Source organism: Saccharopolyspora galaxeae (genome assembly GCF_016526145.1).
GTDB lineage: Bacteria > Actinomycetota > Actinomycetes > Mycobacteriales > Pseudonocardiaceae > Saccharopolyspora_C > Saccharopolyspora_C galaxeae.
Genome location: NZ_JADDUE010000003.1, coordinates 481,517 through 507,193 on the forward strand (window position 1 = coordinate 481,517; position 25,677 = coordinate 507,193).

The 25,677-nt window shown below is 70.5% G+C and carries 27 protein-coding genes; 5 read left to right on the plus strand and 22 right to left on the minus strand.

Annotated features, from left to right (window positions below; translation table 11 throughout):
* Window positions 1-309: 309 nt before the first annotated feature.
* Window positions 310-567, minus strand: a complete 258-nt coding sequence (locus INP57_RS09895; RefSeq protein WP_200069794.1) for a DUF397 domain-containing protein — start codon at window positions 565-567, stop codon at window positions 310-312.
* A complete protein-coding gene (locus INP57_RS09900; protein WP_200069795.1) occupies window positions 554-1,444 on the minus strand; it encodes a helix-turn-helix domain-containing protein in 891 nt (296 codons plus the stop codon). Before INP57_RS09900 ends, INP57_RS09895 begins: the two co-directional genes overlap by 14 nt.
* A 149-nt stretch (window positions 1,445-1,593) precedes the next feature.
* On the opposite strand from INP57_RS09900, the gene INP57_RS09905 reads away from it, so the two are divergent.
* Complete coding sequence (locus INP57_RS09905) at window positions 1,594-1,800, plus strand: hypothetical protein (protein ID WP_200069796.1); 207 nt, start codon at window positions 1,594-1,596, stop codon at window positions 1,798-1,800.
* Between the two features lie 79 nt (window positions 1,801-1,879).
* Here the strand turns inward: INP57_RS09905 and pyrF are convergent, their stop codons facing one another.
* From pyrF to pyrR, 7 genes are read right to left on the minus strand one after another with little or no spacing between them, the layout of a single operon-like run.
* Window positions 1,880-2,725 (minus strand): orotidine-5'-phosphate decarboxylase, encoded by an 846-nt coding sequence (gene pyrF / locus INP57_RS09910; RefSeq protein ID WP_200069797.1) that lies wholly within the window; start codon window positions 2,723-2,725, stop codon window positions 1,880-1,882.
* Window positions 2,722-6,045 (minus strand): carbamoyl-phosphate synthase large subunit, encoded by a 3,324-nt coding sequence (carB, locus tag INP57_RS09915; protein WP_200069798.1) that lies wholly within the window; start codon window positions 6,043-6,045, stop codon window positions 2,722-2,724. The genes pyrF and carB overlap by 4 nt, the downstream gene beginning before the upstream one ends.
* Window positions 6,045-7,166 (minus strand): glutamine-hydrolyzing carbamoyl-phosphate synthase small subunit, encoded by a 1,122-nt coding sequence (gene carA, locus INP57_RS09920; protein ID WP_200069799.1) that lies wholly within the window; start codon window positions 7,164-7,166, stop codon window positions 6,045-6,047. Before carA ends, carB begins: the two co-directional genes overlap by 1 nt.
* Window positions 7,163-7,693: a PH-like domain-containing protein gene (locus INP57_RS09925; RefSeq protein ID WP_200069800.1), complete on the minus strand. Its 531-nt coding sequence runs from the start codon at window positions 7,691-7,693 to the stop codon at window positions 7,163-7,165. The genes carA and INP57_RS09925 overlap by 4 nt, the downstream gene beginning before the upstream one ends.
* Window positions 7,693-8,991 (minus strand): dihydroorotase, encoded by a 1,299-nt coding sequence (locus INP57_RS09930; RefSeq protein ID WP_200069801.1) that lies wholly within the window; start codon window positions 8,989-8,991, stop codon window positions 7,693-7,695. The genes INP57_RS09925 and INP57_RS09930 overlap by 1 nt, the downstream gene beginning before the upstream one ends.
* Window positions 8,988-9,920 (minus strand): aspartate carbamoyltransferase catalytic subunit, encoded by a 933-nt coding sequence (locus INP57_RS09935; protein ID WP_200069802.1) that lies wholly within the window; start codon window positions 9,918-9,920, stop codon window positions 8,988-8,990. Before INP57_RS09935 ends, INP57_RS09930 begins: the two co-directional genes overlap by 4 nt.
* Window positions 9,920-10,513, minus strand: coding sequence for a bifunctional pyr operon transcriptional regulator/uracil phosphoribosyltransferase PyrR (gene pyrR, locus INP57_RS09940; protein WP_200069803.1), 594 nt, complete (start codon window positions 10,511-10,513; stop codon window positions 9,920-9,922). The genes INP57_RS09935 and pyrR overlap by 1 nt, the downstream gene beginning before the upstream one ends.
* Before the next feature lie 318 nt (window positions 10,514-10,831).
* Here pyrR and bldD point away from each other — a divergent pair, with 318 nt between their 5' ends.
* Window positions 10,832-11,320 carry a transcriptional regulator BldD gene (bldD, locus tag INP57_RS09945; RefSeq protein WP_009943043.1) on the plus strand — a complete coding sequence of 163 codons (489 nt, stop codon included), beginning with the start codon at window positions 10,832-10,834 and terminating at the stop codon, window positions 11,318-11,320.
* Window positions 11,321-11,515: 195 nt separating this feature from the next.
* Here the strand turns inward: bldD and nusB are convergent, their stop codons facing one another.
* The 11 genes from nusB to INP57_RS10000 all read right to left on the minus strand — a co-directional run bounded on the left by nusB (window position 11,516) and on the right by INP57_RS10000 (window position 20,765).
* Entirely contained in the window at window positions 11,516-11,995 is a 480-nt protein-coding gene (nusB, locus tag INP57_RS09950) for a transcription antitermination factor NusB (RefSeq protein ID WP_200069804.1), read from the minus strand.
* Window positions 11,996-12,031: 36 nt separating this feature from the next.
* Window positions 12,032-12,595 (minus strand): elongation factor P, encoded by a 564-nt coding sequence (efp, locus tag INP57_RS09955; protein ID WP_200069805.1) that lies wholly within the window; start codon window positions 12,593-12,595, stop codon window positions 12,032-12,034.
* A gap of 87 nt (window positions 12,596-12,682) precedes the next feature.
* Window positions 12,683-13,792, minus strand: a complete 1,110-nt coding sequence (locus INP57_RS09960) for an aminopeptidase P family protein (protein ID WP_200069806.1) — start codon at window positions 13,790-13,792, stop codon at window positions 12,683-12,685.
* 753 nt (window positions 13,793-14,545) lie between these two features.
* The gene (locus INP57_RS09965; RefSeq protein WP_307849991.1) at window positions 14,546-15,529 is read right to left on the minus strand and encodes a glycoside hydrolase family protein; all 984 of its coding nucleotides are present in this window, start codon (window positions 15,527-15,529) and stop codon (window positions 14,546-14,548) included.
* A gap of 269 nt (window positions 15,530-15,798) precedes the next feature.
* Entirely contained in the window at window positions 15,799-16,239 is a 441-nt protein-coding gene (gene aroQ, locus INP57_RS09970) for a type II 3-dehydroquinate dehydratase (RefSeq protein WP_200069807.1), read from the minus strand.
* A complete protein-coding gene (gene aroB, locus INP57_RS09975; RefSeq protein ID WP_200069808.1) occupies window positions 16,236-17,348 on the minus strand; it encodes a 3-dehydroquinate synthase in 1,113 nt (370 codons plus the stop codon). Before aroB ends, aroQ begins: the two co-directional genes overlap by 4 nt.
* 67 nt (window positions 17,349-17,415) lie before the next feature.
* Complete coding sequence (locus INP57_RS09980) at window positions 17,416-17,979, minus strand: shikimate kinase (protein WP_200069809.1); 564 nt, start codon at window positions 17,977-17,979, stop codon at window positions 17,416-17,418.
* Window positions 17,979-19,184, minus strand: coding sequence for a chorismate synthase (aroC, locus tag INP57_RS09985; RefSeq protein WP_200069810.1), 1,206 nt, complete (start codon window positions 19,182-19,184; stop codon window positions 17,979-17,981). The genes INP57_RS09980 and aroC overlap by 1 nt, the downstream gene beginning before the upstream one ends.
* A gap of 53 nt (window positions 19,185-19,237) precedes the next feature.
* Entirely contained in the window at window positions 19,238-19,888 is a 651-nt protein-coding gene (locus INP57_RS09990) for a prepilin peptidase (RefSeq protein ID WP_233627197.1), read from the minus strand.
* 182 nt (window positions 19,889-20,070) lie between these two features.
* Entirely contained in the window at window positions 20,071-20,532 is a 462-nt protein-coding gene (locus tag INP57_RS09995; protein ID WP_200069811.1) for a PTS sugar transporter subunit IIA, read from the minus strand.
* On the minus strand, window positions 20,529-20,765 hold the full coding sequence (locus INP57_RS10000) for a PTS sugar transporter subunit IIB (RefSeq protein WP_200069812.1): 237 nt from the start codon (window positions 20,763-20,765) through the stop codon (window positions 20,529-20,531). Before INP57_RS10000 ends, INP57_RS09995 begins: the two co-directional genes overlap by 4 nt.
* A 269-nt stretch (window positions 20,766-21,034) precedes the next feature.
* Between INP57_RS10000 and INP57_RS10005 the strand changes: the two genes are divergently transcribed.
* From INP57_RS10005 to INP57_RS10015, 3 genes are read left to right on the plus strand one after another with little or no spacing between them, the layout of a single operon-like run.
* A complete protein-coding gene (locus INP57_RS10005; RefSeq protein ID WP_200069813.1) occupies window positions 21,035-21,922 on the plus strand; it encodes a GntR family transcriptional regulator in 888 nt (295 codons plus the stop codon).
* Complete coding sequence (locus INP57_RS10010) at window positions 21,919-23,220, plus strand: PTS transporter subunit EIIC (protein WP_200069814.1); 1,302 nt, start codon at window positions 21,919-21,921, stop codon at window positions 23,218-23,220. The genes INP57_RS10005 and INP57_RS10010 overlap by 4 nt, the downstream gene beginning before the upstream one ends.
* Window positions 23,221-23,274: 54 nt before the next feature.
* The gene (locus INP57_RS10015) at window positions 23,275-23,544 is read left to right on the plus strand and encodes an HPr family phosphocarrier protein (RefSeq protein WP_200069815.1); all 270 of its coding nucleotides are present in this window, start codon (window positions 23,275-23,277) and stop codon (window positions 23,542-23,544) included.
* Window positions 23,545-23,619: 75 nt separating this feature from the next.
* Here the strand turns inward: INP57_RS10015 and INP57_RS10020 are convergent, their stop codons facing one another.
* Window positions 23,620-24,468: a shikimate dehydrogenase gene (locus INP57_RS10020; RefSeq protein WP_200069816.1), complete on the minus strand. Its 849-nt coding sequence runs from the start codon at window positions 24,466-24,468 to the stop codon at window positions 23,620-23,622.
* A complete protein-coding gene (mltG, locus tag INP57_RS10025; protein WP_200069817.1) occupies window positions 24,455-25,669 on the minus strand; it encodes an endolytic transglycosylase MltG in 1,215 nt (404 codons plus the stop codon). The genes INP57_RS10020 and mltG overlap by 14 nt, the downstream gene beginning before the upstream one ends.
* Window positions 25,670-25,677 lie beyond the last annotated feature (8 nt).

Sequence of the window (25,677 nt, forward strand, 5' to 3'; positions counted from 1 at the left end):
CCGGCGCACGGAACGGAATGGTGCTGCGCACACGCTCCGCTGTCAAGATCCACTGTGGATCGCCCGAAATGCGCAGCGGATCAGCTGCGCAAAGTAGTAAAACTCGCAGATCAGGTGTGGTCCAATGCCCGGATCGCCACCGAGCCCGCAGGTCACCGCACGATCAGCACCCTCGGTGCGGGATTTCCCTATCGCCGAGCGGGAATCCGGAGGCGCCGCGGAACCAGGCACTGCGCCCGATTCCGGACGCCCCCGGAAATCTCCCGGAAACGAGAATTCATCCGGCGAAGCAGTGCCGCCGCCGGAACGTTACGAGCGCTCGAACCGGCCGCCCCGGATGCCGCCCAGGAACGACGACCACGCCGAGGGGCTGACGAGCAGGTAGCCGCCGTCGGGGTCCTTGGAGTCGCGGGCGGCGACGGAGTGGTCGATGGGGGCGATCTCGACGCAGGTGCGGTCGGCCTTGCTATAGCTGCTCTTTTGCCACCCGGGATGAGCCACCTCGACGCAGGTGCGGGTGCCACTGCTGTAACTGCTCTTTCGCCATTGCGAGTCATTCGGCTGCAAGGTTTCCTCCTACCACATGCTGCTGATACCACCGGTCGGCGGTGTGTTTGACGGCCTCGGCCGACTCATCCGGCCCTAGCGCAATCTTGCGCAATTGGCGCAAAACTTCCGCCGCATCAGCAACGATATTGGCCTCTTCGACATATGACGAGGATCCGATGTTCTCGCACAGCACGAGGTCGGCGTGCTCAGCGAACTCCAGACGGGAGAACGGCCCGTCCAGACCAGCGTGCGCACCGACACCGAGTTCCAGGACTTGCAGGTTGACGTTCGGCCGAGCCGCGACCGCAGCGACTCGCCTGAGCTGGTGATACATCACCTCGGCATCGCCGACCGGGCGTTCCAGCACCGTCCTCTCGATCAAGAACTCGAATTGCCGCGAACTCAGCAGCAGCGTCTGCCGTTCAACCCGCTGCTCCACCAGCGCGTCCAGATCGGCACCCGGCTGAAGAGCGGACATCGCCTCCGCCAAAGCTGCCGCATAATCCGGAGTTTGCAGCAAGCCCGGCACGAACATCGTCTCGTAGCTGCTCAACGAGATGGCCTCGCGCTCGAAGGTTTTGATCGTGTCCCAGGCGCTCGCAAGCGACTCCACATCGCCCGGACGGACGCTCCACCAGTTGCGGTCGCCGCCGTGCCGCACCAGATCCAGGACTTCCGCCCGCTCGCCGGTGGGCACGCGGTAAAGTCCCAACATCGCGGCCACGTCATCGGCGTTGAGCCCGCGGTGACCGGACTCCATCCGGCTGATCTTGCTCATCGAGAGCCCGAGCGCCTGCGAAACTTCCTGGGCGCTGAGCCCGCTGCGCTCCCGCAGCTGCCGGATTCTGCTGGCGACGCGGCGAGTCCGGACCGGAATCGCGTTGCTCTCACCCATGCTGCCCCCTTTCCTCGATCTCCGGGGACAGCTTCACGAGTTCCCAGCTTGGCAAGCTAGGGAGATCACTCGAAAGGAGCGTTGCGTGCCGCCGCGGGAACTCCGGAAAGTGCGGCACACCAACGAAAACCGGCTTTCGGGAGGCACAAGTGGCAACCTGGCAGACCCCCGCCGACGATCCGGCCGCGGCGATCACGATCGAACTCCACCCGCGCAGAATCACCCTCACCCAGGGCGAAACCGAACTGGTCGTCACCCAGAACCAGCTCTCGGACATCGCCGACAAGCTCTACTTCCTGGACCTGACCTTCCAGAACGACGCCGAAACCATCGTCGACGTCCTCTGCTCCCCCTGACCCCACCCGAACACGAGCGAACGGACCGTTCGTCCCAATAGATTGGGCGAACGGTCCGTTCACTCCTGGAGAACGCGCTTCAGGAGTCGAGCAGGTGGGTCAGTTCGTCGCGGACTCGGCGGGACGCCGTGCGGAGGTCGTTGACGGCGGGGCCGTGGCGCAGGACGTCGCGGGACGTGGCGGGCAGGACCGACGGCAGGGCTGAGCCGAAGGTGGAGCGCAAACTTTGGACGGTCGCGCCCTGCGCGCCCAGTCCCGGGGCGAGGATCGGGCCGTTGAGGCGGGAGAAGTCCAGCTCGCCGGGGCGGATCGTGGCACCGGCGACGACTCCGACGTAGCCGTACGGCTCGGACCCCGCGTTGTTCTCCGCCGCGGCATCCACAATGGACTGACCGACCGACCGGCCGTCTTCGCCGGTGGAGCGCTGCAAACCGGCACCCTCCGGATTGGACGTCCGGCTCAGCACGAACACGCCGCGCCCGGTCTGCTCCGCGATGCCGAAAGCCGGTGCCAGCGAACCGAAACCGAGGTACGGCGAGACGGTCATCGCGTCCGCGGCCAGCGGCGAGTGCTCGTCGAGATAAGCGTTCGCATAGGCCGTCATCGTGGTCCCGATGTCGCCGCGCTTGACGTCCAGCAGCACCAGCGCACCGGCATCGCGGGAGTGCGCGACGACCTTCTCCAGCACGGCCATGCCCGCCGAGCCGTAGATCTCGAAGAACGCCGCCTGCGGTTTCAGCACCGCGACCTCACCGGCCAGCGCTTCCACCGCGGTCATCGCGAACCGCTCCAACGCGCCCGGACTCTCGTCCAGACCCCACGAATTCAGCAACGCCGGGTGCGGGTCGATGCCCACGCACAGCGCACCGCGCGCGGCGATGGAATCCGTCAGCCGCTGCCCGAAACCTGCCCGGACGGTCGTCATCGAGCTTCACCACCTTGGCGCAGAGCCGCCTGCAACGCCTGCAGCGGCCGCACGCCGATGCTGCCCCGAATGCTCGCTTCGATGCCCTGCACCGCGGCCGCCGCGCCCTGCACCGTAGTGATGCACGGGATGTCGCGCGACACCGCGGCGGTCCGGATTTCGTAGCCGTCGACTCGCGGACCGGGGTTGCCGTACGGGGTGTTCACCACCATGTCCACCTCGCCGGAGCGGATCAGGTCGATCACGTCCCGGTCGCCGTCCACAGTGGCCTCGTTGTGCTTGCGCACGTTCTGGACCTCGATCCCGTTGCGCCGCAGCACTTCTGCGGTTCCGCTGGTGGCCAGGATCTGGAATCCGAGGTCGGCCAGCCGCTTGACGGGGAACACCATCGAGCGCTTGTCCTTGTTGGCCACCGACACGAACGCGGTGCCGGACATCGGCAGCGACCCGTAGGCACCGGTCTGGGACTTCGCGAACGCCTGCCCGAAGGAGACGTCGATGCCCATGACCTCACCGGTCGACTTCATCTCCGGGCCCAGCAAGGAATCCACGCCGTGGCCTTCGGGAGTGCGGAACCGGTGGAACGGCAGCACAGCTTCCTTGACCGCCACCGGAGCGTCGATCGGCAAGTCCCCGCCGTCGCCGACCGGCGGCAGAACCCCTTCGGTGCGCAGTCCGGCGATGGTGGCGCCGAGCATGATCCGCGATGCGGCCTTGGCCAGCGGCGCCGCGGTCGCCTTGGACACGAACGGCACCGTCCGCGAAGCGCGCGGGTTGGCCTCCAGCACGTAGAGCACGTCGTCCTTGAGCGCGTACTGCACGTTCAGCAGGCCGCGCACCCCGATGCCGTGCGCGAGGGCCTTCGTGGACTCCCGCACCTTCTCGATGTCCTGACGTCCCAACGTGATCGGCGGCAGCGCGCACGCCGAGTCGCCGGAGTGGATACCGGCCTCCTCGATGTGCTCCATCACGCCGCCCAGGTAGACCTCGTCGCCGTCGCACAGCGCGTCCACATCGATCTCGATGGCGTCGTCGAGGAAGTTGTCCACCAGCACCGGGTGTTCCGGAGTGACCTCGGTGGCCCGGGCGATGTAGTTCTCCAGCGAGGTCTCGTCGTAGACGATCTCCATCCCGCGGCCGCCGAGCACGTAGGACGGACGAACCAGCACCGGGTAGCCGATCTCGTCGGCGATCCGCCGCGCGGCGTCGAACGAGGTGGCCATGCCGTACTTCGGCGCGGGCAGCCCGGCCTTGCCCAGCACGTCGCCGAACGCGCCGCGCTCCTCGGCCAGGTGGATCGCCTCCGGCGGCGTGCCCACGATCGGCACGCCCGCATCGGAAAGCCGCTGTGCCAGGCCCAGCGGAGTCTGCCCGCCCAGCTGCACGATCACGCCCGCGACCTCGCCGGAAGCCTGCTCGGAGTAGACGACCTCCAGCACGTCCTCGAACGTCAGCGGCTCGAAGTAGAGCCGGTCCGCGGTGTCGTAGTCGGTGGAGACCGTCTCCGGGTTGCAGTTGACCATCACGGTCTCGAACCCGGCCTCGCGCAACGCCATCGCCGCGTGCACGCAGGAGTAGTCGAACTCGATGCCCTGCCCGATCCGGTTCGGACCGGAACCGAGGATGATCACCTTCGGCTTCGCGCGCTGCTGCTCGACCTCGGACTCGGCGCCGGGGTCCAGCTCGTAGGCCGAGTAGTGGTACGGCGTGCGGGCGGCGAACTCGGCCGCGCAGGTGTCGACGGTCTTGTAGACCGGGCGCACCCCGAGGCGGTGCCGCAGCGCGCGCACCCCGTCCTCACCGACCAATTCCGGCCGCAGCGCGGCGATCTGCCGGTCCGAGAGCCCGGAACGCTTGGCTTCCCGGAGCAGATCGCTGTCCACCACCGGCGAATCCACCAGCGCGGTGCGCAATTCCACCAGCGCGGCGATCTGGTCGATGAACCACGGGTCGATCGCGGAAGCGTCGTGCACCTGCTGCACGCTCGCACCCAGCCGCAGCGCGCGCTCCACCGTGTACAACCGGCCGTCGTGCCCGGTGCGCAGCTCGTCCAGAGTGGACTCGAGCGTGACGCCGTCCGGGTCCGGCTTGGTCCAGAACCCGACCCGCGCGGTCTCCATCGACCGCAGCGCCTTGCCCAGCGCCTCCGGGAAGCTGCGGCCCAGCGACATCGCCTCGCCGACGCTCTTCATCGTCGTGGTCAGCGCCGGGTCCGCACCCGGGAACTTCTCGAACGCGAACCGCGGCACCTTGACCACCACGTAGTCCAAAGTGGGCTCGAAGCTCGCCGGGGTTTCACCGGTGATGTCGTTGCGGATCTCGTCGAGCGAGTAGCCGATCGCCAGCTTCGCCGCGATCTTCGCGATCGGGAAACCGGTGGCCTTCGAGGCCAGCGCCGAGGACCGCGACACCCGCGGGTTCATCTCGATGACCACCATCCGCCCGGTGCGCGGGTGGATCGCGAACTGGATGTTGCAGCCGCCGGTGTCCACACCGACCTCGCGCAGCACGTCGATGCCGACGTTGCGCATGTGCTGGTATTCCCGGTCGGTCAGCGTCATCGCCGGGGCGACCGTCACCGAATCCCCGGTGTGCACGCCCATCGGATCGACGTTCTCGATGGAGCACACGACCACCACGTTGTCCGCGTGGTCGCGCATCAGCTCGAGCTCGTACTCCTTCCAGCCGAGCACGCTCTCCTCGATCAGGACCTCGTGCACGGGCGACTCCGTCAGCCCGAACGATGCCATCCGCTCCAGGTCCTCGTGGGTGTGCGCCATGCCCGAACCGAGCCCGCCCATGGTGAAGCTCGGCCGGATCACCACCGGCAGGCTGTGCTCGGCGACGAAGTCGCGGATCTCGTCCATCGACTTGCACACCTTGGATTCCGGCACCTCACCGCCGACCGAGCGCACGATGTCCTTGAACCGCTGCCGGTCCTCACCGCGCTCGATCGCCTCGATGTCCGCGCCGATCAGCTCCACGCCGTACTTCTTCAACACCCCGCGCGCATCCAGCGCCATCGCGGTGTTCAACGCGGTCTGCCCGCCGAGGGTCGCCAGCAGCGCGTCCGGCCGCTCGGCCTCGATCACCTTCTCCACGAACTCCGGGGTGATCGGCTCCACGTAGGTCGCGTCCGCGAACTCCGGGTCGGTCATGATCGTCGCCGGGTTGGAGTTGACCAGGCTGACCCGCAGCCCCTCCTCGCGCAGCACCCGGCAAGCCTGCGTCCCGGAGTAGTCGAACTCGCACGCCTGCCCGATCACGATCGGCCCCGACCCGATCACCATCACGTGCCGGATATCAGTGCGCTTGGACATCAGCGGGCCTCGCTCATCATGCTCGTGAACTGGTCGAACAGGGGCGCGGCGTCGTGCGGGCCTGCCGCGGCCTCCGGGTGGTACTGGACGCTGAACGCGGGGCCGTCGAGCAGCCGCAGGCCCTCGACGGTGCCGTCGTTCGGGCAGTAGTGGCTGATCTTGGCGGTGCCGAAGTCGGTGCCGAACCGCTCGTCCGCCTCGCCCTCGACGGCGAAACCGTGGTTCTGCGCGGTGATCGCGACCTTGCCGGTGTCCACATCGATCACCGGGATGTTGATCCCGCGGTGGCCGTAGCGCATCTTGAAGGTCCCGCGGCCCAACGCGCGGCCCAGCAGCTGGTTGCCGAAGCAGATGCCGAACAGCGGGATCTTGCGGCCCAGCACCTCGCGGGTGAGTTCCACGCCGTGCTCGGCGGTGGCCGGGTCGCCGGGGCCGTTGGACAGGAACACGCCGTCCGGTTCGACCGCCAGCAGATCGTCCACAGTGGAGGACAGCGGCAGCACGTGCACCTCGATGCCGCGCTGGGACATCATCCGCGGCGTGTTCGACTTGATGCCCAGGTCCAGCGCCGCGACGGTGAACCGCTTCTCGCCCTGCGCGGGCACCACGTAGGACTTGCCCGTGGTCACGTCACCGGCCAGGTCCGCACCGGACATCGGCGCGGACGAGGCGACCTGCTCGACCAGCTCCTCGTCCGGGCGCAGGCCCGCACCGGAGAAGATCCCGGCCCGCATCGCCCCGCGCTCGCGCAGGTGCCGGGTCACCGTGCGGGTGTCCAGGCCCGCGATGCCGACGATGCCCTGCCGCGTCAGCTCGTCGTCCAGCGAACGGCGGGAGCGCCAGTTCGACGGGGTCCGGGCGGGATCCCGCACGGCGTAACCGGCGACCCAGATCCGCTGCGACTCGTCGTCCTCGTCGTTCCAGCCGGTGTTGCCGATCTGCGGCGCGGTCTGCACCACGATCTGGCGGTGGTAGGAGGGGTCGGTCAGCGTCTCCTGATACCCGGTCATGCCGGTGGAGAACACCGCCTCGCCCAGCGTGCGGCCTTCGCTGCCGTAGGCGGTACCGCGGAAGATCCGCCCGTCCTCGAGCACCAGGGCCGCCGGAGTGTGCGCGCTCATGTGAGTCCTTCCGGGTTGTCGTCACGTCCTGCGGCAGGCGCCAGTGCCCGCACCGCCTTCGCCCACTCGTCCTGAGTGGACTCGTCGTCCGCGCGGAAACCGGTGTCGATCGCCTGGTCCCCCAGCCGCCAGGTGAACACCAGCATTCCCTTGCCCGGCACGACCTTGTTCGCCAGCTTGTGATCCACCCGGGCGTCCACGACCGACTCCGCGGGGATCCACATCGGACTCGCGCCGTCGCGCTCCAGGAGCACGCCGGAGCCGCGCAAGCTCGCGACGGCGTTCGCGCGGTGACCGATGTCGCCGACGGCGATCCGGTCCTGCCAATCCTCGGCTCTCGTGCTGCCCACGTAGAAACCGCTGATGGACTCCCGGATCTCCGATTCGTCCGCCAGATCGGCGGGAACCGCGGGGAACTCCGGCAGGTCCGCCTGCCGCCGCGCCCGGTTCACCCATCCCCGGCGCATCCCGTAGAAGACCAGCGCCACCAGCAACAGCAGCACCAGCACCCACAACGTCCGCGCCATCAGCGCCTCACCTTGCCCTCGAGCGCGGTCACCTTGCCGCGCAACACCGTCGCCAGCACCCGGCCCGGCAACTCCATGCCTTCGAACGGAGTGTTCGCCGCGGCGCTGGCCAGCTCCGCACCGCGCACCGTCCAGCGGTCCTGCTCGGCCACCAGCGCCAGGTTCGCCTGCTCGCCCACCTCGATCGGTCTGCCCTGCTCGGCCAGCCCGGCGATCTCGGCGGGCCGCTCGCTGAGCACCCGCGCCACACCGCGCCAATCCAGCGCGCCCGGCTCGACCATCGTGCGCACCAGCACGCCCAGCGCCGTCTGCAGCCCGAGCATCCCCGGCCGCGCGGCCGACCACTCGCAATCCTTGTCCTGCGCGGCGTGCGGGGCGTGGTCGGTGGCCACGCAGTCGACCGTTCCCTCGGCCAGCGCCTCGCGCAGCGCGCGCACGTCGTCGTCGGTGCGCAGCGGCGGGTTCACCTTGTTGACCGGATCGTAGGTGGCCAGCAGGTCGTCGGTGAGCAGCAGGTGGTGCGGAGTGACCTCCGCGGAAACCCGGCCGGCCGCGCCGCGGGACTTCCACCAGCGCAGGATCTCCGCGGTGCCCGCGGTCGAGACGTGGCAGACGTGCAACGCGCCGCCGGTGTGCCCGGCCAGCAGGCAGTCCCGGGCGACGATCGACTCCTCGGCCGTCGCGGGCCAACCGGACAGGCCCAGCCGCGCCGCGTTCGCGCCCTCGTGCGCCTGCGCGCCCACGGTGAGCCGCGGCTCCTCGGCGTGCTGGGCCACCACCGCGCCCAGCGCCTTCGTGTACTCCAGCGCGCGGCGCATCACCAGCGGGTCGTGCACGCACTTGCCGTCGTCGGAGAACACCCGCACCTCGGCGCCCGAACGCGCCATCGCGCCCAGCTCGGCCAGCTGCTCACCGGCCAGCCCCTGCGTCACCGCGCCCACCGGGTGCACGTCGACCAGGCCGATCTCGTCGCCGCGGCGCCGGACGTGCTCCACGATCACCGCGTTGTCCGCGACCGGGTCGGTGTTGGCCATCGCGAAAACCGCCGTGTAGCCGCCCAGGGCGGCCGCTGCGGAGCCGGTCTCGACGGTCTCGGCGTCCTCCCGGCCCGGTTCGCGCAGATGCGTGTGCAGGTCCACGAAGCCCGGCAGCAGCACGGCTCCACCGGCGCGCACCACCTCGTCGGCATCGGCGGTCAGGTCCGCGCCGATCTCGGCGATGCGCTCGCCGTCGACGAGCACGTCCACCGGCTCGCCCTCGCCGTAGGGGCGGGTTTCCTTGATCAGCACCCGGCTCATGCCGCGATCTCCTCTCCGGCCAGCAGGTGGTAGAGCACCGCCATGCGCACGTGCACCCCGTTGCGGACCTGCTCGGTGATGGCCGCCCGCGGTGAATCCGCGACCGCCGGGGCGATCTCCATGCCGCGCAGCATCGGGCCGGGGTGCAGCACCACGGCGTGCTCCGGCAGCTTCGCCAGCCGCTTCTCGTTCAGGCCGTAGGCGATCGAGTACTCCCGCGCCGACGGGAAGAACCCGCCGTGCATCCGCTCGGCCTGCACCCGCAGCAGCATCACCGCGTCCAGCCCGGGAAGTTCCGGGTCGAGCTCGTGGCGGACCTCGGCGCCCCAGCGCTCGATCCCGTGCGGCACCAGCGTCGGCGGCGCCACCAGCACCACCTGCGCGCCCAAGGTGCGCAGCAAGTGCACGTTCGAGCGCGCGACCCGGCTGTGCAGCAGGTCGCCGACCACGGCGATCCGGCGCCCCGCCAGCTCACCCAGCCGCTCCCGCAGCGTCGCGGCGTCCAGCAGGGCTTGGGTCGGGTGCTCGTGCATCCCGTCGCCGGCGTTGACGATCTGCGTGCCCGCTTCGTCGAGCCAGCCCGCGAGCCGGTGCGCCGCCCCGGAAGCCGGGTGCCGCACGATCACGCAGTCCGCGCCCGCGGCAGAGAGCGTCAGCGCGGTGTCGCGCAACGACTCGCCCTTGCCCACCGACGAGGCCGAGGCCGACACGTTGATCACGTCGGCGCTCATCCACTTGCCCGCGACCTCGAACGACACCCGCGTGCGCGTGGAGTTCTCGTAGAACATCGTCATCACGGTGCGCCCGCGCAGCGTCGGCAACTTGCGCACCTCGCGGCCCAGCAAGGTCTGCTTGAGCGTGTCCGCGGTGTCCAGGATCGTCGTCGCGGTCTGCGGGTCCAGGCCCTCGGTCGTCAGCAGGTGCCGCATCACCGCACCTCCTCGCTGCGCCGCAGCACCACCGAGTCGACGTCGTCGACCTCGGAGAGCCGGACCGCGACCTCCTCGCTGCGGGAGGTCGGCACGTTCTTGCCGACGTAGTCCGCGCGGATCGGCAACTCCCGATGCCCGCGGTCGACCAGCACCGCGAGCTGCACCGCGCGCGGCCGTCCCTGATCGCGCAGGGCGTCGAGCGCGGCCCGCACGGTGCGGCCGGAGAACAGCACGTCATCGACGAGCACGACCTGCGCGCCATCGATGCCCGCAGCGGGCAGGCTGCTCGGTTCCAGTGGCCGGTTCGGCCGTTTGCGCAGGTCATCGCGGTAGAGCGTGATGTCCAGCGTGCCGGTTTCCACGGTCGCCCCGCTGAATTCGGCGATCCGTGCGGACAACCGCCGCGCCAGCGGCGCGCCACGAGTGGGCACGCCCAGCAGAACCACGTCGGTGCTGCCCGCGGTGTCCAACGCGGTCTTCTCGATGATCTGATGAGCGATGCGGGCTACCGTGCGCGCTACGTCACCGGCCGAGAGCAGCTCCCGCTGCCCCGCCGGATCCGCCGCGCCCGCCTGCCGGCGTGACGCCACGGGCGTGCCTCCTTCCCCGCCTCACTGGACGGGTCCTTAAAGGATGGTTCGATCCACTCCGGACGCGGTGATCGAGTATCCGGCCCTTGGTGGGAACATCGGCGCGTCCACCGAGTGCACGCCGTGCTCGGCTTGTACGCTATCAGCGTCCCGGGGTCAATCGTCCGGGTGGTGTGGGCGTACTCGCCCTGCCGCCACACGAAGACCAACTTGACCTAGTGACACTTGCGAGCGAACATTACTCTCCGTATCAATCTGAGCTTTCCTCCCCGACAACCGCGCTAGGCTGACGGGGCGAATGAAACGGAGAAACGCCACATGGGCGACTACGCCAAGGCGCTGGGCGGCAAGCTCCGCGCTATCCGCCAGCAGCAGGGTCTCTCGCTGCACGGCGTCGAGCAGAAGTCAGGCGGGCGGTGGAAGGCCGTGGTCGTCGGGTCCTACGAACGTGGCGACCGGGCGGTGACCGTGCAGAAACTCGCCGAACTGGCCGATTTCTACGGTGTTCCGGTCGCGGAACTGCTCCCGGAGGGACGGGTGCCCTCCGGTGCCGAACCGGCCACCAAGGTCGTGATCAATCTGGAGCGGTTGCAGCAACTGCCCGCGGAGAAGGTCGGGCCGCTGGCCCGGTACGCGGCGACCATCCAGAGCCAGCGCGGCGACTACAACGGCAAGGTGCTGTCCATCCGGACCGAGGACCTGCGATCCCTCGCCATCATCTACGACATGACCCCGGGCGAGCTGACCGAGCAGCTCATCGACTGGGGCGTGCTGCCGCCCGAGGCGCGACCCGCCCGGGAGGAGTGAGACCCGCAACGGTGGCCGCGGCCCCGCCTGCTCCGGGGTCGCGGTCGCCCGCGGGCGAATCGTGCGCGGAGGACGTTTCCGCGCTCGGGGCAATGGTTTTCCGAAACGCATCGAGCGGGCCACTCGCGTGGGGGCGAGCGGCCCGCTCGGCGTTCGGGAACCCGTTACGACGGCTTCGTGCGCGTCCGGAGACCCTCAGTGCTGCGCGTCGGACTCGGCGCGTTCGGCTGCGGCCGCTTCGGCGGCCTCCAGGTTGCGGATCGAGGTGCGCAGCCGGTCGCTGATACCGGCGATCCGGCCGAGCACGCCGTTGACGAACCGCGGCGAGTCGTCCGTGGACAGGTCCTTCACCAGCTCCACGGACTCGTCGATGGCCACCGCCGGCGGCACGTCCTCGCTCCACAGCAGCTCGTAGAGCCCCAGCCGCAGCACCGCGCGGTCCACCGCGGGCATCCGGCCCAGCGTCCAGCCCTCGGCGTGCTCGACGAGCACCTCGTCGATGCGCCGCAGGTTCGCGGCGATGCCCTCGACCAGGGTCACCGTGTAGTCGGCGACCGGCGCGGCCTCGGGCGCGGCGAGCCGCTCGGACAGCAACGTCACCGCCTCGAGACCGCGCAGATCGGCCTCGTACAGCACGTCCACCGCCCGCTTGCGGGCCTTGCTCCGTGAGCCCAACTCACATCTCTCTTTCGGCTGTTCCCCGGGAACGGATCACTTGTTGACGCGGCCCAGGTAGCGGCCGTCGCGCGGGTCGACCTTGACCTTGTCGCCGGTGTTGAGGAACAGCGGGACGTGCACCTCGGCACCGGTCTCCAGCGTGGCGGGCTTGGTGCCACCGGTGGAGCGGTCGCCCTGCACGCCAGGGTCGGTGTGCTCGATGTTCAGCTCGACCGAAGCGGGCAGCTCCACGTACAGCGGCTCGTCGTTGTGCCGCGCCACGTTCACCTTGCTGTTCTCCAGCATGTAGTTCGCGGCCTCGCCGACGACCTTGCCCGAGACGGCGACCTGGTCGTAGGTGTCCGGGTCCATGAACACGTAGTCGGTGCCGTCGTAGTAGAGGTAGGTCATCTCGCGCCGGTCCACGTTGGCGGTGTCCACCTTCACCCCGGCGTTGAACGTCTTGTCCAGCGTCTTGCCGGAAAGCACGTTCTTCAGCGTGGTGCGCACGAAGGCGCCGCCCTTGCCCGGCTTGACGTGCTGGAAGTTCACCACCGACCAGAGCTGGCCGTCGAGGTTGAGCACGAGTCCGTTCTTGAGGTCGTTCGTGGTTGCCACGTGTCCGTTCTCTCCTGTGCTACGGGCTGCGGTTTGCTGCACCGGGCGCGGATCGGCGGCCCGGCTGCGGCCGCGCGCGCCCCGCGCTCAAACGGCGACGAGTTCCTTGGTCGTCAAGGTGAGGAGCTCCGTGGTGCTGTCCCGCACCACCAGGGTGTCCTCGATGCGGACCCCGCCACGCTCCGGCAAGTACACGCCGGGTTCGACGGTGACCGCCATCCCCGGTTGAATCGTACCGTCTCCCCGCTGGGACAACGCCGGTGCCTCATGGATCTCCAGGCCCACGCCGTGGCCGAGGCCGTGCACGAACCGCTCGCCGTAGCCCGCGTCCTCGATCACCTTGCGGGCCGCGCCGTCCACTTCGCGCACGCCTGCAGGCACCCGCACCGCGTCGCACCCGGCGGTCTGCGCGGCGCGGACGAGGTCGTAGACCTCGCGCTGCCAGTCGGCTGGCGCGCCGAGCACGACGGTGCGGGTCATGTCCGAGTGGTAGCCGTCGACCAGGGCGCCGAAGTCCAGCTTCACGAAATCCCCCGCGGCCAGCACCGCGCTGGTCGGCCGGTGGTGCGGGACCGCGGAGTTCGCCCCTGCGGCCACGATCGTCTCGAACGACGGACCTGCCGCGCCGTGCTCCAGCATCCGCGCTTCGAGCTCGCGGGCCACCTCCAGCTCGGTGCGGCCGGGACGCAGCCCGCCGTGCTCGATCAGGTCGGCCAGCGCGCGGTCGGCCGCGGCGCAGGCCATCCGCAGCGCCTCGACCTCGCTCGCGTCTTTGATCATCCGCAGGCGTTCCACCAGCCCCGGGGCCCGGACGAGCTCGACACCGGCGGCCGACTCGGCCAGGGCGTCGCGGCCGTCGACGGTGACGTGCCCGCTCTCGAAGCCGGTGCGGCGATAGCGGGCGGGATCGCTGCCGAGGCGCTCGGCCAGCGTCCGGTCGCTGGGCCGTTCGATCACCCGCTCCAGGTCCGGCACCTGCGCGCTCGCCTGGGTGTCGTAGCGGCCGTCGGTGCTGAAGACCGTGCCGCCCTCGGCATCCGGCTCGTCCGCGGTGCGCACCACGAGCGCGGCCTGCGAGCCGGTGAAGCCGGTGAGGTACCGGATGTTGCGCAGTTCGGTGACCAGCATCGCGTCCAGGTCCTCGGCGCGGAGGAGTTCGCGCAGGGCGTGCCGGCGGCGGGGGTAGGTGTCGGACATGCGGTCAGCCTAGTTGGCAGCGGGCGGGCTGCGAGGGCGTCGGCGGGATGGCGCCGATCGCACTGCATCGGCCGAGCGCGCGAGCGTACGTCGCGACAGACACGGCGGCGGAGTTCGCGGAAGATCCGGGAAATCGCTGCCGAAATCCGATTTCGCCGCCGGCTCGACGGCATTTCCGGCAACCGCGCGGATGCAGACCATCGGCAATCACGTCGAAAACACCCCGGAAGCACTCCCACACCTGGGAAACTCGGTAATTTCACAGAGCGAACGTCCTGCGCACAGCACGTATGCGTGGTCCGCACCAGATTCCCGTTCCAGCGCTCGACGCGCCTCCGAAAAGAGTAGCGAAAGGCGACGAACAGGCGGTTACGGCAGGTTGCCGACGCTTTCAGACTTGGGATCACCCGGGCTCGTTCGACAGCTCGTCGCCGGGACCGGGTCGCTGCACTCGCGCTGAAGGGGCGTGCTCGGCAGAAGACGCGCATGTTCGGCGGGTCGCTGAGCACCGGCCTCGAGTCACGCACTCACTCCCCGGACCGTTCCGGGAGTTGAGGTCCGCGGCTTCGCGCGTGCGGCTCGGCGGCTCTTCCCCGACAGGGTCGTCCGGCCGCCGCGCGGAACCGCGGGTTCAGCGCAGGACGCACATGGGGGCGGGAGCCCCATGCGCGCGCTGGTCGAGCTCGGCCACCGTCGAACCGTTGGCCCCGGCGGTGGCCGGGCCGGCCGGATCCGTTCCTGCGGCCGTCGGCTTCAGTCGTCCAATTCGTCCATTTCGGACACTCCGACTCCCGTTGAGCGAATTCCCGTGGGCGCCGGATTCGCCGTCGTGGCCCGCAGAAGTTCGATGGGAACCGTCCCGCGAAAGTCCACTTCGGACACCGGGGCGTGGCCGTCAGCGGCACGCACCAGTCCGGGTCCCTCCTGCCACGGCCCCGGCAGGACCACCGGTTCGTAGGGGTGGCGGGTGAAACCGCGGTCCCAGAAAGTGATCGTCGTGCCCTCGGCGGTCTGGTGGGCGATGGCGAACGCCTGCAGGGCATCCACCCACATCCAGTCCGCGCTGAACGCGTCCACAACCGAACGCCCGCGGATCCGCGGATCCGGCCCGACCGGCTCGAAACCGGATTGGGTCAGGGCCTGCACCCGGTCGGTGAACGCGGGATCGCGGGCGCGCTGCACGAACTGGCCCGCGCCGTTCCACCCCGCGCCCGCCGCAGTGGTGTCGGTGAACATCAGGTAGAACCAGCCGTCCAGGTACAGCGCGGAAGGCTGGCCCGCGCCGTAGTCGTTGCTCCGGCGCACCGCCGCGGAGGGCGTCACGATCGGCTCGCCGGCCGCCTCCCGGCGCCACGCCAGCCCGTCCGGGCCGGACGCCACGCCGATCGCGTTGCCGTGCGCGTGATCCCCTGCCGCGCCGGTGTAGTACAGGTAGTACCTGTCGCCGGTTTTGAGCACCGACGGATCGCACGTGTGCATCGCGTCGAAACCGCCCGGACGGCCGTTGAACACCGGGACCGCCGATGCGCCGCCCGCAGTCGCGAAATCGCCGCGGAGGTCGTCGGACTCGGCGTGCAGCACGTCGTCGCCGTCCGGGCCGATCCCCGGGAGTTGGCTGCACCACCAGGCACGGTAGCGCCCCGCCTCGGCCAGCACGGTCGGGCCGTAGTCGTACGGCGCGGCGGAGCCGCCGGAGGCCACCACCGACTCGCTCCGCCACCGCTCTGCGACGTGCAAGCGGGTCGTGGTGGGCGCCGGTTCGGCAGGGGGCCCGGGTGCGGGCCGCAACGAGGACGCGGGAGCTGTGGCGCAGGCGGTGCTCAGCGCGAGCACCGCGGCCAGGGGTAACCACCTGCCGGCGGATTCGGACCGACGGGAGCGTGGCGACATGCCCGGCGAAGACCTTCCCCTCGGTTCCCCGAAACGCTCGGGGACGGTCCTTGCGGACAGGACCCGCGATCAGTCTAGCGGGACGCGGGCAGCGGTTCGCCGTGTTCGCCCGGAGCTCACGCCTCGGCGGTGTTCTCCTCGGCGAGCCAACGCAGTGCCAGCAGGTATCCGCGCACGCCCAGCCCGACGATGACGCCGGTGGCGATGTCCGACAGGTAGCTGTGCGCGCGGAACGGCTCCCGCTTGTGCACGTTGGAAATGTGCACCTCCAGCAGCGAGGCCGTGAGCTGCGCAGCGGCGTCGCGCACCGAGATCGAGTAGTGCGTCCACGCGCCCGCGTTGAGCACCACCGGGGCGCCGAGGTCGGCGGCCTCGTGCAGCCAGCCGACCATCTCGCCTTCATGATCGGTCTGCCGGACCTCCGCCTCGATGCCGAGTTCGCGGCCGGTCCGCTCGCACATCGAAACCAGGTCCGCGTAGGTGGTGGCGCCGTAGACCGATGGCTCCCGCGAACCGAGCCGGCCCAGGTTGGGGCCGTTGAGCACCAGCACCTTCACAGGAACACCGCCGAACCCGCCTGCTTGCGCTCCTCACCGGTAAGCGCCGAATAGGCCGCCGCGACCAGCGACGGGTCCGGGCCCTCCAACCGGCCAGGACGGGCCAGGCCGTCGAGCACGACGAACCGCAGCACGCCGGAGCGGGTCTTCTTGTCCACCTGCATCGCTTCCAGCAGCTGGCTCAGCGCGTCCGGGTCGTAGGAGGTGGGCAGGTTCAGCAGCGCCAGGACCCGCTTGTGCCGGTCGGCGGTCTCGTCGTCGAGCCGACCGGCCAGCCGGGCGAGTTCGGCTGCGAAGACCAGGCCCACGCTGACCGCGGCGCCGTGCCGCCAGCGGTAGCGCTCCCGCCGTTCGATGGCGTGCGCCAAGGTGTGCCCGTAGTTGAGCACTTCGCGCTGGTGGGACTCGCGCAGGTCGGCGGAGACCACGTCCGCCTTCACCTGGATCGCCCGGCGGATCAGCTCTCCGAGGACCTCGCCGGCGGGGTCGACCGCCGCTTCGGGATCCTGCTCGATCAGCTCCAGGATCCGCGGGTCGGCGATGAAGCCGCACTTGACGATCTCGGCCATGCCCGCGACCAGTTCGTTGCTCGGCAGGCTCTCCAGCGTGGCCAGGTCGACCAGCACCGCCATCGGCTCGTGGAACAGGCCGACCAGGTTCTTGCCGGCCTCGGTGTTGATGCCGGTCTTGCCGCCGACCGCCGCGTCGACCATGCCCAGCAGCGTCGTCGGCACGTGCAGCACCCGGACGCCGCGCATCCAGGTCGCCGCGATGAACCCGGCCACGTCGGTGACCGCGCCGCCGCCGAAGGACACCACCACGCCGCCGCGGTCCATGCCGATCTTGCCCAGGACCTCCCAGCAGAACCCGGCCACCGCGAGGCTCTTGCCCTCCTCGGCATCCGGGACCTCCACGCGGTGCGCGTCGATGCCGTCGGCGGCCAGTTCCTCGCGCACAGATTCCACGGTGTTGGTGATGCTGGGCTGGTGCACCAGCGCCACCACCGACGTACCGTGCAGCAGTTCGACCAGGTCACCGAGCAGACCGCGGCCGAGCACCACGTCGTAGGGCCGCTCGGATTCGACCCTGATCCGCGCCGGTTCGGGCATCGTCTCCACTCATCCCCTGTTCATGATTCGGCCGGGGCGACGAACGCCCCGGAACGCCTAGGGGCGATTATTCACGTTCGATCCGGGCCCGCGGGGCTGGGCTCGCGGGATCCGACCCGCGGGCCGCGGCGAGCTGTTCGTCGACGAGTTCGGCCAGCCGCCACGGCTCGATGCCGTCGGTGGGCTGCTCGACGAGAGCCACCTCCCGGTACAGCGGCAGGCGGGCTTCCAGCAGCGCCTTGAACATCGCGCGCGGGTTCACCCCGACCAGCAGCGGCCGGGAACCCGCGGCCAGACCCGCGCGACGGGCGCCTTCGGCCAGCCCGACCGACAGGAAAACCACCGGATGCCCGGCGAGCAGCTCGCGGGTGCGGTCGGACAGCACCGCACCGCCGCCGAGGGACAGCACGCCGTCGTGCGCGCCGACCGCGGCGGCCACCGCCCGCTCCTCCAGCTCGCGGAAGGCGTCCTCGCCGTCCGCGGTGAAGATCTCGGGAATCGGCTTGCCCGCCAGCTCCACGATGTCGTCGTCGACGTCCCGGAACGGCACGCCGAAACGTTCGGCGAGCAGTTTGCCCACGGTCGTCTTGCCCGATCCGGGCGGGCCGACCACCACTGCGCGGGGCGGCATCAGCGCACCTGCCGCTTCTCGGCGCGCTCGGCCAGCGCCGCCAAGTACCCCTCGGCATTGCGGCGGGTCTCCGGCAGCGAGTCACCACCGAACTTCTCCAGCACCGCCTCGGCCAGCACCAGGGCGACCATCGTCTCGGCGACCACGGCCGCTCGCGGCACCGCGGTGATGTCGGAGCGCTGGTGCATCGCCTGCGCCGGCTCACCGGTGGCCACGTCGACGGTCGCCAGCGCGCGCGGCAGGCTGGAGATGGGCTTCTTCGCCGCCCGCACCACCAGCGGCTCGCCGTTGGTGATGCCGCCTTCGAGTCCGCCTGCGCGGTTGCTGCCGCGGCTGACCCAGCGAGCCCCCTCGGCCGGGTAGATCTCGTCGTGCGCCGCGCTGCCGCGCCGCGCCGCGTTCGCGAACGCCTCCCCGATCTCCACCCCCTTGATCGCCTGGATGCTCATCAACGCCGCGGACAGCCGGGCGTCCAGCTTGCGGTCCCAATGCACGTGCGAGCCGATGCCCGCGGGCAGGCCGTAGGCGATGACCTCCACGACGCCGCCGAGCGTGTCGCCGTCGGCCTTGGCCGCGTCGACCTCGGCCATCATCTTCTCGGTGGCCTCATCGCCGAAGGCGCGCACCGGGTTGTGGTCGATCGCGTCCAGGTCGTCCGGACCGGGCATGGCCTCGCCTGCCACGCTGACCGAGCCGAGGCTGACCACGTGGCTGACGATCTCGACCCCGAGCAGCTGGCGCAGGAACCGCCGCGCGACGGTGCCGACCGCTACCCGGGACGCGGTCTCCCGGGCGCTGGCCCGCTCCAGCACCGGGCGGGACTCGTCGAAGCCGTACTTCTGCATTCCCGCCAGATCGGCGTGGCCGGGCCGGGGCCGGGTGAGCGGCTCGTTGCGGGCCAGTGAGGACAGCACGTCCTCGTCCACCGGGTCCGCGGCCATCACCTGCTCCCACTTGGGCCACTCGGTGTTGGCGATGCGGATGGCCACCGGGCCGCCCTGGGTGCGACCGTGCCGGACGCCGCCGATGATCTCCAGCTCGTCCGCCTCGAAGTTCATCCGCGGGCTGCGGCCGAAGCCGAGCTTGCGCCGCTCCAGCTCGGCGGCGATGTCGGCGGTGGTCACCTCCACTCCGGCGACCATTCCCTCCAGCACCGCGACCAGGGCGGGGCCGTGCGATTCTCCGGCAGTCATCCAGCGCATCACACCGCAAATCCTGCCACGCCGCGGCTGCCCGGGGGTTTCGCGGGTGCAGCGGCTCAACCACCTCCGACCGGCGCGGATGGAACCGGCCCCACCGCCGTGACCAGCCACGCAGGCAGCAGCATGGCCGGGCCGTGCGGGGCCGCAGCGCCGCCGGATCTTCGGAGGTGCAGCAGCGTGAGCACGGCGCTGGCCAACATCGACAGCGGCACCGCGAGCAGCGCGACGGCGCCGACGGCGGCGCCGAGCGCCCCGGACAGCTTCACGTCTCCCGGCCCGAGGGACGCCGGTGCGATCAGCCGGACCAGCAGGTAGACGCCCGCGAACAAGCCCGCTCCCAGCAAAGCAGCGCCGATCGACACCGGGGAGCCGGATGCGCACGACGCGACCCCGATCGCCGCGAACAGCGCTGGATACGCAGGCAGCGTCAGGGCGTCCGGCAGCCGCGAGGCGAGCAGATCGCAGGCCACGAGCAACACACCGCCCCAGGCCAGCAGCAACGGCACCGGCGCCCACCACACCGGTAAGGCACCGGCCGCGGTGCGGGCGGCCACCAGCGCCCACAGCACCGCGACCGCCGTCTCGCAGCTCCACGGCGGCGGGCGCACTCCGCGGCGCAGCCGGCTCAGCACGGCCCCGCCGAGCCCTCCAACCGCGGCGCCCGAGGCACCGCCCAACACCATCGCGAGCACGGTCATCGTTTCCATGCACCCAGCGTGGCGTTCAAACACGTGCAGTCATCGGAGAACACGCCTCGGCGTGTCGGCTCGCCCCGCGGCACAACTCCGGCCGCATCCGGAAAAGCGCCCAGCCCAGCGCTGATACCAGGAAAAACGGGCTCCTCACCGCTGGACCGGGAGGAACCCGAGCTCCGCTGCAGCAGCGAAAATCAGGCGTGGCCGTCGATGGTGAACAACTGATCGCCGGCAGCGACCTGACCGTCCTCGCGGAGATCACCGAGAGCGTCCGGCGCCACGTCCAGCGCGACCACCGGGCACACCGACGAGAAGCCCTTCCCTTCGACCGCAGCCGGGTCCCACGAGACCATGCGCTGCCCCGCGGCCACCTGGTCGCCCTTGGCCACGTGCAGCTCGAATCCCTCGCCCTTGAGCTGCACCGTGTCGATGCCCAGGTGCACCAGGACCGCGGTGCCGCCCGCCGAAGCGACCACGAAGGCGTGCGGGTGCAGCGTGGCGACCGTCCCGGCGATCGGCGCGACCGCGTCCGCGGCTTCGGCCGTCGGCTTCACCGCGACGCCAGGACCGACCATGGCCTGCGAGAACACCGGGTCCGGCACGTCCGACAGCGCCGCGGCCAGCCCCGCGACCGGGCTTGCGACCTCGATGCTCACAACAGGTCCTCGATGTCCTCGGCGAGGCTGTCGGCCTCCGGGCCGACCACGACCTGCACGACCTCGCCCTGGCGCAGCACCCCGTGCGCGCCCGCGGCTTTCAACGCCGCCTCGTCGACCTGTGCCTCGTCGTGGACCTTGCAGCGCAGGCGCGTAATGCACGGATCGATCTCCACCACGTTTCCCCCGCCGCCCAGCGCGGCCAGGATCGCGGCGGCCTTGTCGTCGGCCACCCCGTGCTCCCTTCGTCCTCCAGAGGCCCACCCCTGGCGCTACTCACCCGGAGAGGATCTCGCACTCGGTCGATCTTGCGTCACCGAATGTCAATGCGGCAACGAAAACGAGGCCACCTTGACACCCGTCCGCGTGGCGCTCCATTCTTCCGCATCAACTGGTTTAGACCGGACAGTACCAACCACCGCGGTCCGCGCGGCGCTTCCGGCCGGACCAGCGGGCCGACCGCCCGGCGAGCCGGGGAACACCCGGACCAAGGAGATCCGTAGTGCCGCAGCGCACCGCCCAGCGCAGCACACCGCGCGCGCTGACCGACGGGCCGACGCCGAAGCACGCCCAACTGCGGGAGATCCTGCGCGAGCTCGCCACCGAGCACCTCGGTCCCGGCGCGGCGCTGCCCTCCGAGCGGGAGCTGACCGCGCGCTACGAAGTGTCCCGACTGACCGTGCGCGAAGCGATCGGCCAGCTGGTCAGCGAAGGCGTGCTGGTCCGGGTGCGCGGCAAGGGCACGTTCACCAGCCGCGTCGACTCCCGGCTGCACCTGGCGTCGTTCACCGACGACATGCGCAACCGCGGAATGCGGCCGGAGACGGTGCTGCTCGACCACGCCGAAGACCCGCCCCCGCCGGACACCGCGCGATCGCTGCGGCTGCTCCCGGACGAACCGGCCTACTGGCTGTTCCGGCTGCGCAAAGCCGATGGCGTGCCGCTCGCCGTGGAACGCGGCTGGTACCACCCGCAGGCCACGCCGGACCTGCTCGAGCAGGACCTGACGGGATCGCTGTACTCGCTGCTGGAACGGCACTACGGTGTGCGGCTCGAACAGGCGATGCAGACCGTGCTCGCCGAAGGGGCCGATGCGGACAACGCCCGCCTGCTGAACGTGCGCCCCGGCAGCCCGCTGCTGGTGTTCCGCCGGGTGAGCACCGCCCGCGGCAAGCCCGTCGAGGACATGACGTCCTGGTATCGAGGAGACGCGTACCAGGTGACGATGCCGGTGCGGCCGCAAGAGCCGGTGCTTTCCCAGGACCCGGTCCGCTCGCGAGATCGGGACCGCTGCCGAGAACGAGTGCTTTCCCAAGACCCGGCGCTGTGCCATGAATCAGCGCGACAGGCCGGAGCGCCCGGCCACCCATCGGAGGAGGTAGCCCCATGACCGTCGGCTCGGGAGGCGGCAGCTCGAGCAAGGGTTTCGCGCTGCTGCAACGGCTCGGCCGCAGCCTCATGCTGCCCATCGCGGTGCTGCCCGCCGCCGCGCTGCTGCAGCGGCTCGGGCAGGAGGACCTGCTGGGCAGCGTCCCGGGCGTGCAGGCCGTCGCCGGCGTGATCGGCGCGGCGGGCGGTGCGCTGTTCGACAACCTGCCGCTGCTGTTCGCGATCGGTGTGGCGATCGGCTTCGCGCGCAAAGCGGACGGTTCGACGGCGCTGTCGGCCGCCGTCGGCTACCTGGTGCTTTCCGGGGTGATGTGGGAGATCACCGGCCAGGAGGACGGCACCACCTTCAACAAGGGCCCGTACGGCGTGCTCGGCGGCATCATCGCCGGTCTCGTGGCGGCGTGGCTGTGGCAGCGCTACCACCGCATCAAGCTGCCGGAATACCTGGGCTTCTTCGGCGGGCGGCGGTTCGTGCCGATCGTGACCGCGGTGTCCATGCTGGTGATCGGCGCGGTGCTGGGCCTGGTGTTCCCGCTGTTCGACGCGGGGCTGACCGCGTTCAGCGACCTGGTCACCACGAACGCGGTCATCGGCGGCGGGATCTACGGCGTGGCCAACCGGTTGCTGCTGCCGTTCGGGCTGCACCACATCCTGAACAACGTCGTGTGGTTCCTGTTCGGCGACTACCACGGCGAGAAGGGCGACATCGCCAGGTTCTTCGAGGGCGACCCGACCGCGGGCACGTTCCAGACCGGCTTCTTCCCGATCTTCATGTTCGCGCTGCCCGCCGCGGCGCTGGCGATCTGGCGCAGCGCCCCTCCCGCGCAGCGCAAGACCGTCGGCGGGGTGATGCTCTCGGTGGGGCTGACGTCGTTCCTGACCGGTATCACCGAGCCGTTGGAGTTCTCGTTCATCTTCGTGGCGTGGCCGCTGCTGCTGGTCCACGCGGTGCTCACCGGCAGCTCGCACGCGCTGGTGAACTGGCTGGACATCCACTCCGGGTTCGGGTTCTCGGCCGGAGCGATCGACTACGTGCTGAACTTCGGCATCGCGCAGCGTGCGCTGTGGCTGATCCCGATCGGGCTGGGCTACGCGGTGATCTACTACTTCGTGTTCCGGTTCGTGATCACCAAGTGGAACCTGCGCACGCCCGGCCGCGAAGACAGCGCCGAAGGCGGCGGGCTGCTCGACGAGAGCCAGCAGTCCCAAGCCCCCGGCGGGTCCGGCACGGCCGGGCAGGGCACGGGCACCGGCACGAGCACGGACACCGGTACAGCGGGAAGCAGCGGCAAGCCTTGACGCACCGAACCCGCGCACGTCGTTTCCATCCCGCAACGCACGAAAGGGAATCCCATGCCTGAGCGACGGGTCACCGTGGCCAGCAAGGTCGGTCTGCACGCGCGTCCAGCCGCACTGGTCGCCAAGGCCGCCGCGGCCCAGACGGTGCAGATCAGCATCCGCAAGGCCGACACCGAGCCGGTGCAGGCAGGCAGCATCCTCGGGCTGATGACCTTGGGCGCCGACCACGGCGACGAAGTCGTGCTCGCCGCCGACGGGGACGGCGCGGACGCCGCGCTGGACCACCTGGCCGAGCTGGTCAGTTCCGACCTCGACGGCCAGTGATCCGGTAGGTGAGCGGGCCGCGCGACAGGCGATGACGGGCGCGCGGCCCGGCACCGGGATCCCGAAGCCTCCGGATCACAGCGGCAGCGGCACGTCCCCGGTCGCGCTCAGCAGCGCATCCCGCATCGCCACGCGCGGCGCCGGCAGGCCGGTGAACAGCTCCACCTGCCCGAACGCCTGATGCAGCAGCATGTCCAGCCCGGTGGCCAGCCGACCGCCCTCCTTGCCGACCGCCTGCGCCAGCGGCGTCGGCCACGGGTGGTAGATCACGTCCAGCACGCACGCCGCCCGCGCCAGCTCCGGCGCGAACGCATCCGCGGCACCGGCGGGCAGCGTCGAGACCAGCACGTCGACCGATGCCGCCACCGACGCGAGGTCCAGCTCGTCGAGCCGTTCGACGGCCACCGAAAGCCCGACCCGTTCGGCGGTGGCCAGCACCTCGCCCGCTCGCGCCGGTTCGCGCACGGCGAGCGTCACCTCGCCCAACCCCAGTTCGGCGAACGCCGCCATCGCGGCGGCCGCCGTGCCACCGGCGCCGAGCACCAGCGCGCTGCGCCCGCCGGTGAACCCGCCTGCCGCGCGCAGCGCGCCCGCCACACCGTCCACATCGGTGCAGTCCGCGTCCCACCCACCGGTCTCCGACCTGGTCAGCGTGTTCGCCACGCCGACGGCCGCGGCCCGCTCGGTGGCCCGCTCGGCCAGCCGCAACGCGGCGTGCTTGCCGGGCATCGTCACCGACAAGCCCGCCCACTCCGGGCCGAGCTCGCCCGCCAGCCCCGCCAGTCCCGCGGCGTCCCGCTCGATCCGCTCGTAGCTCCACGGCAGACCGAGCTCGCGGTACGCGGCCTCGTGCAGCACCGGCGAGAGCGAGTGGCCGATCGGGGAACCGACCACCGCCGCCCGGCGGGGGTCAGAACGCGCCACGTTGCTGGGCCTCCTGGATGTAGCGGTCGTGCTCGGCCTGGGTGGTCGCGAAGCAGGAGTGCCCGTCCGGGAAGCACTTCACGAAGTACACCCAGGTGCCCTCGTCGGGCTTCTCCGCCGCCTGCAAGGCCGCCTTGCTCACCGTGGAGATCGGCGTCGGCGGCAGGCCAAAGTTCTGGTAGCTGTTGTACGGACCCGGTTTCTGCCGGTCCTCCGACTTCGTCAGCAGCGTCGGCTTGTCCAGCGGGTAGTTGATCGTCGAGTCCATCTGCAACTTCATCTGCGGGTCGGTGGTCCGGTTGTAGATCACCCGCGCGACCTTGCCGAAGTCGTCCTGGATGCCCTCGCTCTGCACCAGCGAGCCGATGGTCAGCAGCTCGTACGGGGTGTGCCCGGTGCCATCGGCCGCCTGCGGCAGTCCGGCGGCCTGCAGCAGCGCAGCGGACTTGGTGACCACTTGGCGCAGCACTTCCTCCGGCGGCTCGCCCGGTTTGACGTCGTAGACGCCCGGCATGATCAAGCCTTCCAACCGGCGCTCCGGCGGCGCCTTCTGCGCATCGGCGATCGCCCACTCCGGAACGCCCAGCGCGGCCAGGTCCGCCGAGGCGGCCGCCTGGTGCATCTGCTCCGGCGTGGTGCACTGCTTGGCGGCGTCGGTGCAGGTGGCCTGGGCGAGCTTGGTGAGCAGGCCGGGCGTGCTCCCGCCGTCCGGGCTGAGCTGGTCCTCCAGCCGCTGCCCGCCGCGGACCTCGACGCGGCCGGTCTTTGCCTCCGGCGACAACATGCGCTGCACCGCCGCGGCCCCGGACATCCTCGACTTCATCAGGTAGAAACCGGGCTGGACGTTGTTGATCTGCCGGTTCTCCTCGGCGGCGTTGGTGAACGCCGAGGACGAGGCCACCACGTCCGCCTTCGACAGCGTCTGCGCGACGTTGCTGACGGTGTCACCGGAGGAGACCTCCACGACGACTTCACCGCTGCCCTGGCCCTCGTAGTCCTCGTACGAACCGATGCGCAGGATCTGCATGGCGCCGTAGACCACGCCCACGCCCACCAGCAGCAGCACGCACACACCGGCCATCGCGGTGACCGAACCGCGCCGCTTGCGCCTGCGCAGCCGTTCCCGCCGTTGGCGGGCTTCCTTGCGGCTGCGCGGCGGCTCTCCGGCGTCGTCGGTGAACAGGCCGAGATCGTCGCTCACGAAAGGTC

Excerpts from the sequence above, each read along its gene's own strand:
- bldD (WP_009943043.1), top strand. The coding sequence starts at position 10,832 with ATGGGCGACTACGCCAAGGCGCTGGGCGGCAAGCTCCGCGCTATCCGC.
- pyrF (WP_200069797.1), bottom strand. The coding sequence starts at position 2,725 with ATGACGACCGTCCGGGCAGGTTTCGGGCAGCGGCTGACGGATTCCATC.
- INP57_RS10015 (WP_200069815.1), top strand. The coding sequence starts at position 23,275 with ATGCCTGAGCGACGGGTCACCGTGGCCAGCAAGGTCGGTCTGCACGCG.
- INP57_RS09925 (WP_200069800.1), bottom strand. The coding sequence starts at position 7,693 with ATGGCGCGGACGTTGTGGGTGCTGGTGCTGCTGTTGCTGGTGGCGCTG.
- INP57_RS10010 (WP_200069814.1), top strand. The coding sequence starts at position 21,919 with ATGACCGTCGGCTCGGGAGGCGGCAGCTCGAGCAAGGGTTTCGCGCTG.
- carB (WP_200069798.1), bottom strand. The coding sequence starts at position 6,045 with ATGTCCAAGCGCACTGATATCCGGCACGTGATGGTGATCGGGTCGGGG.
- INP57_RS09900 (WP_200069795.1), bottom strand. The coding sequence starts at position 1,444 with ATGGGTGAGAGCAACGCGATTCCGGTCCGGACTCGCCGCGTCGCCAGC.
- aroB (WP_200069808.1), bottom strand. The coding sequence starts at position 17,348 with ATGCCCGAACCGGCGCGGATCAGGGTCGAATCCGAGCGGCCCTACGAC.
- INP57_RS09990 (WP_233627197.1), bottom strand. The coding sequence starts at position 19,888 with ATGGAAACGATGACCGTGCTCGCGATGGTGTTGGGCGGTGCCTCGGGC.
- INP57_RS09935 (WP_200069802.1), bottom strand. The coding sequence starts at position 9,920 with ATGCGGCACCTGCTGACGACCGAGGGCCTGGACCCGCAGACCGCGACG.
- INP57_RS09930 (WP_200069801.1), bottom strand. The coding sequence starts at position 8,991 with ATGAGCCGGGTGCTGATCAAGGAAACCCGCCCCTACGGCGAGGGCGAG.
- carA (WP_200069799.1), bottom strand. The coding sequence starts at position 7,166 with ATGAGCGCGCACACTCCGGCGGCCCTGGTGCTCGAGGACGGGCGGATC.
- INP57_RS09980 (WP_200069809.1), bottom strand. The coding sequence starts at position 17,979 with ATGCCGCCCCGCGCAGTGGTGGTCGGCCCGCCCGGATCGGGCAAGACG.
- INP57_RS09960 (WP_200069806.1), bottom strand. The coding sequence starts at position 13,792 with ATGTCCGACACCTACCCCCGCCGCCGGCACGCCCTGCGCGAACTCCTC.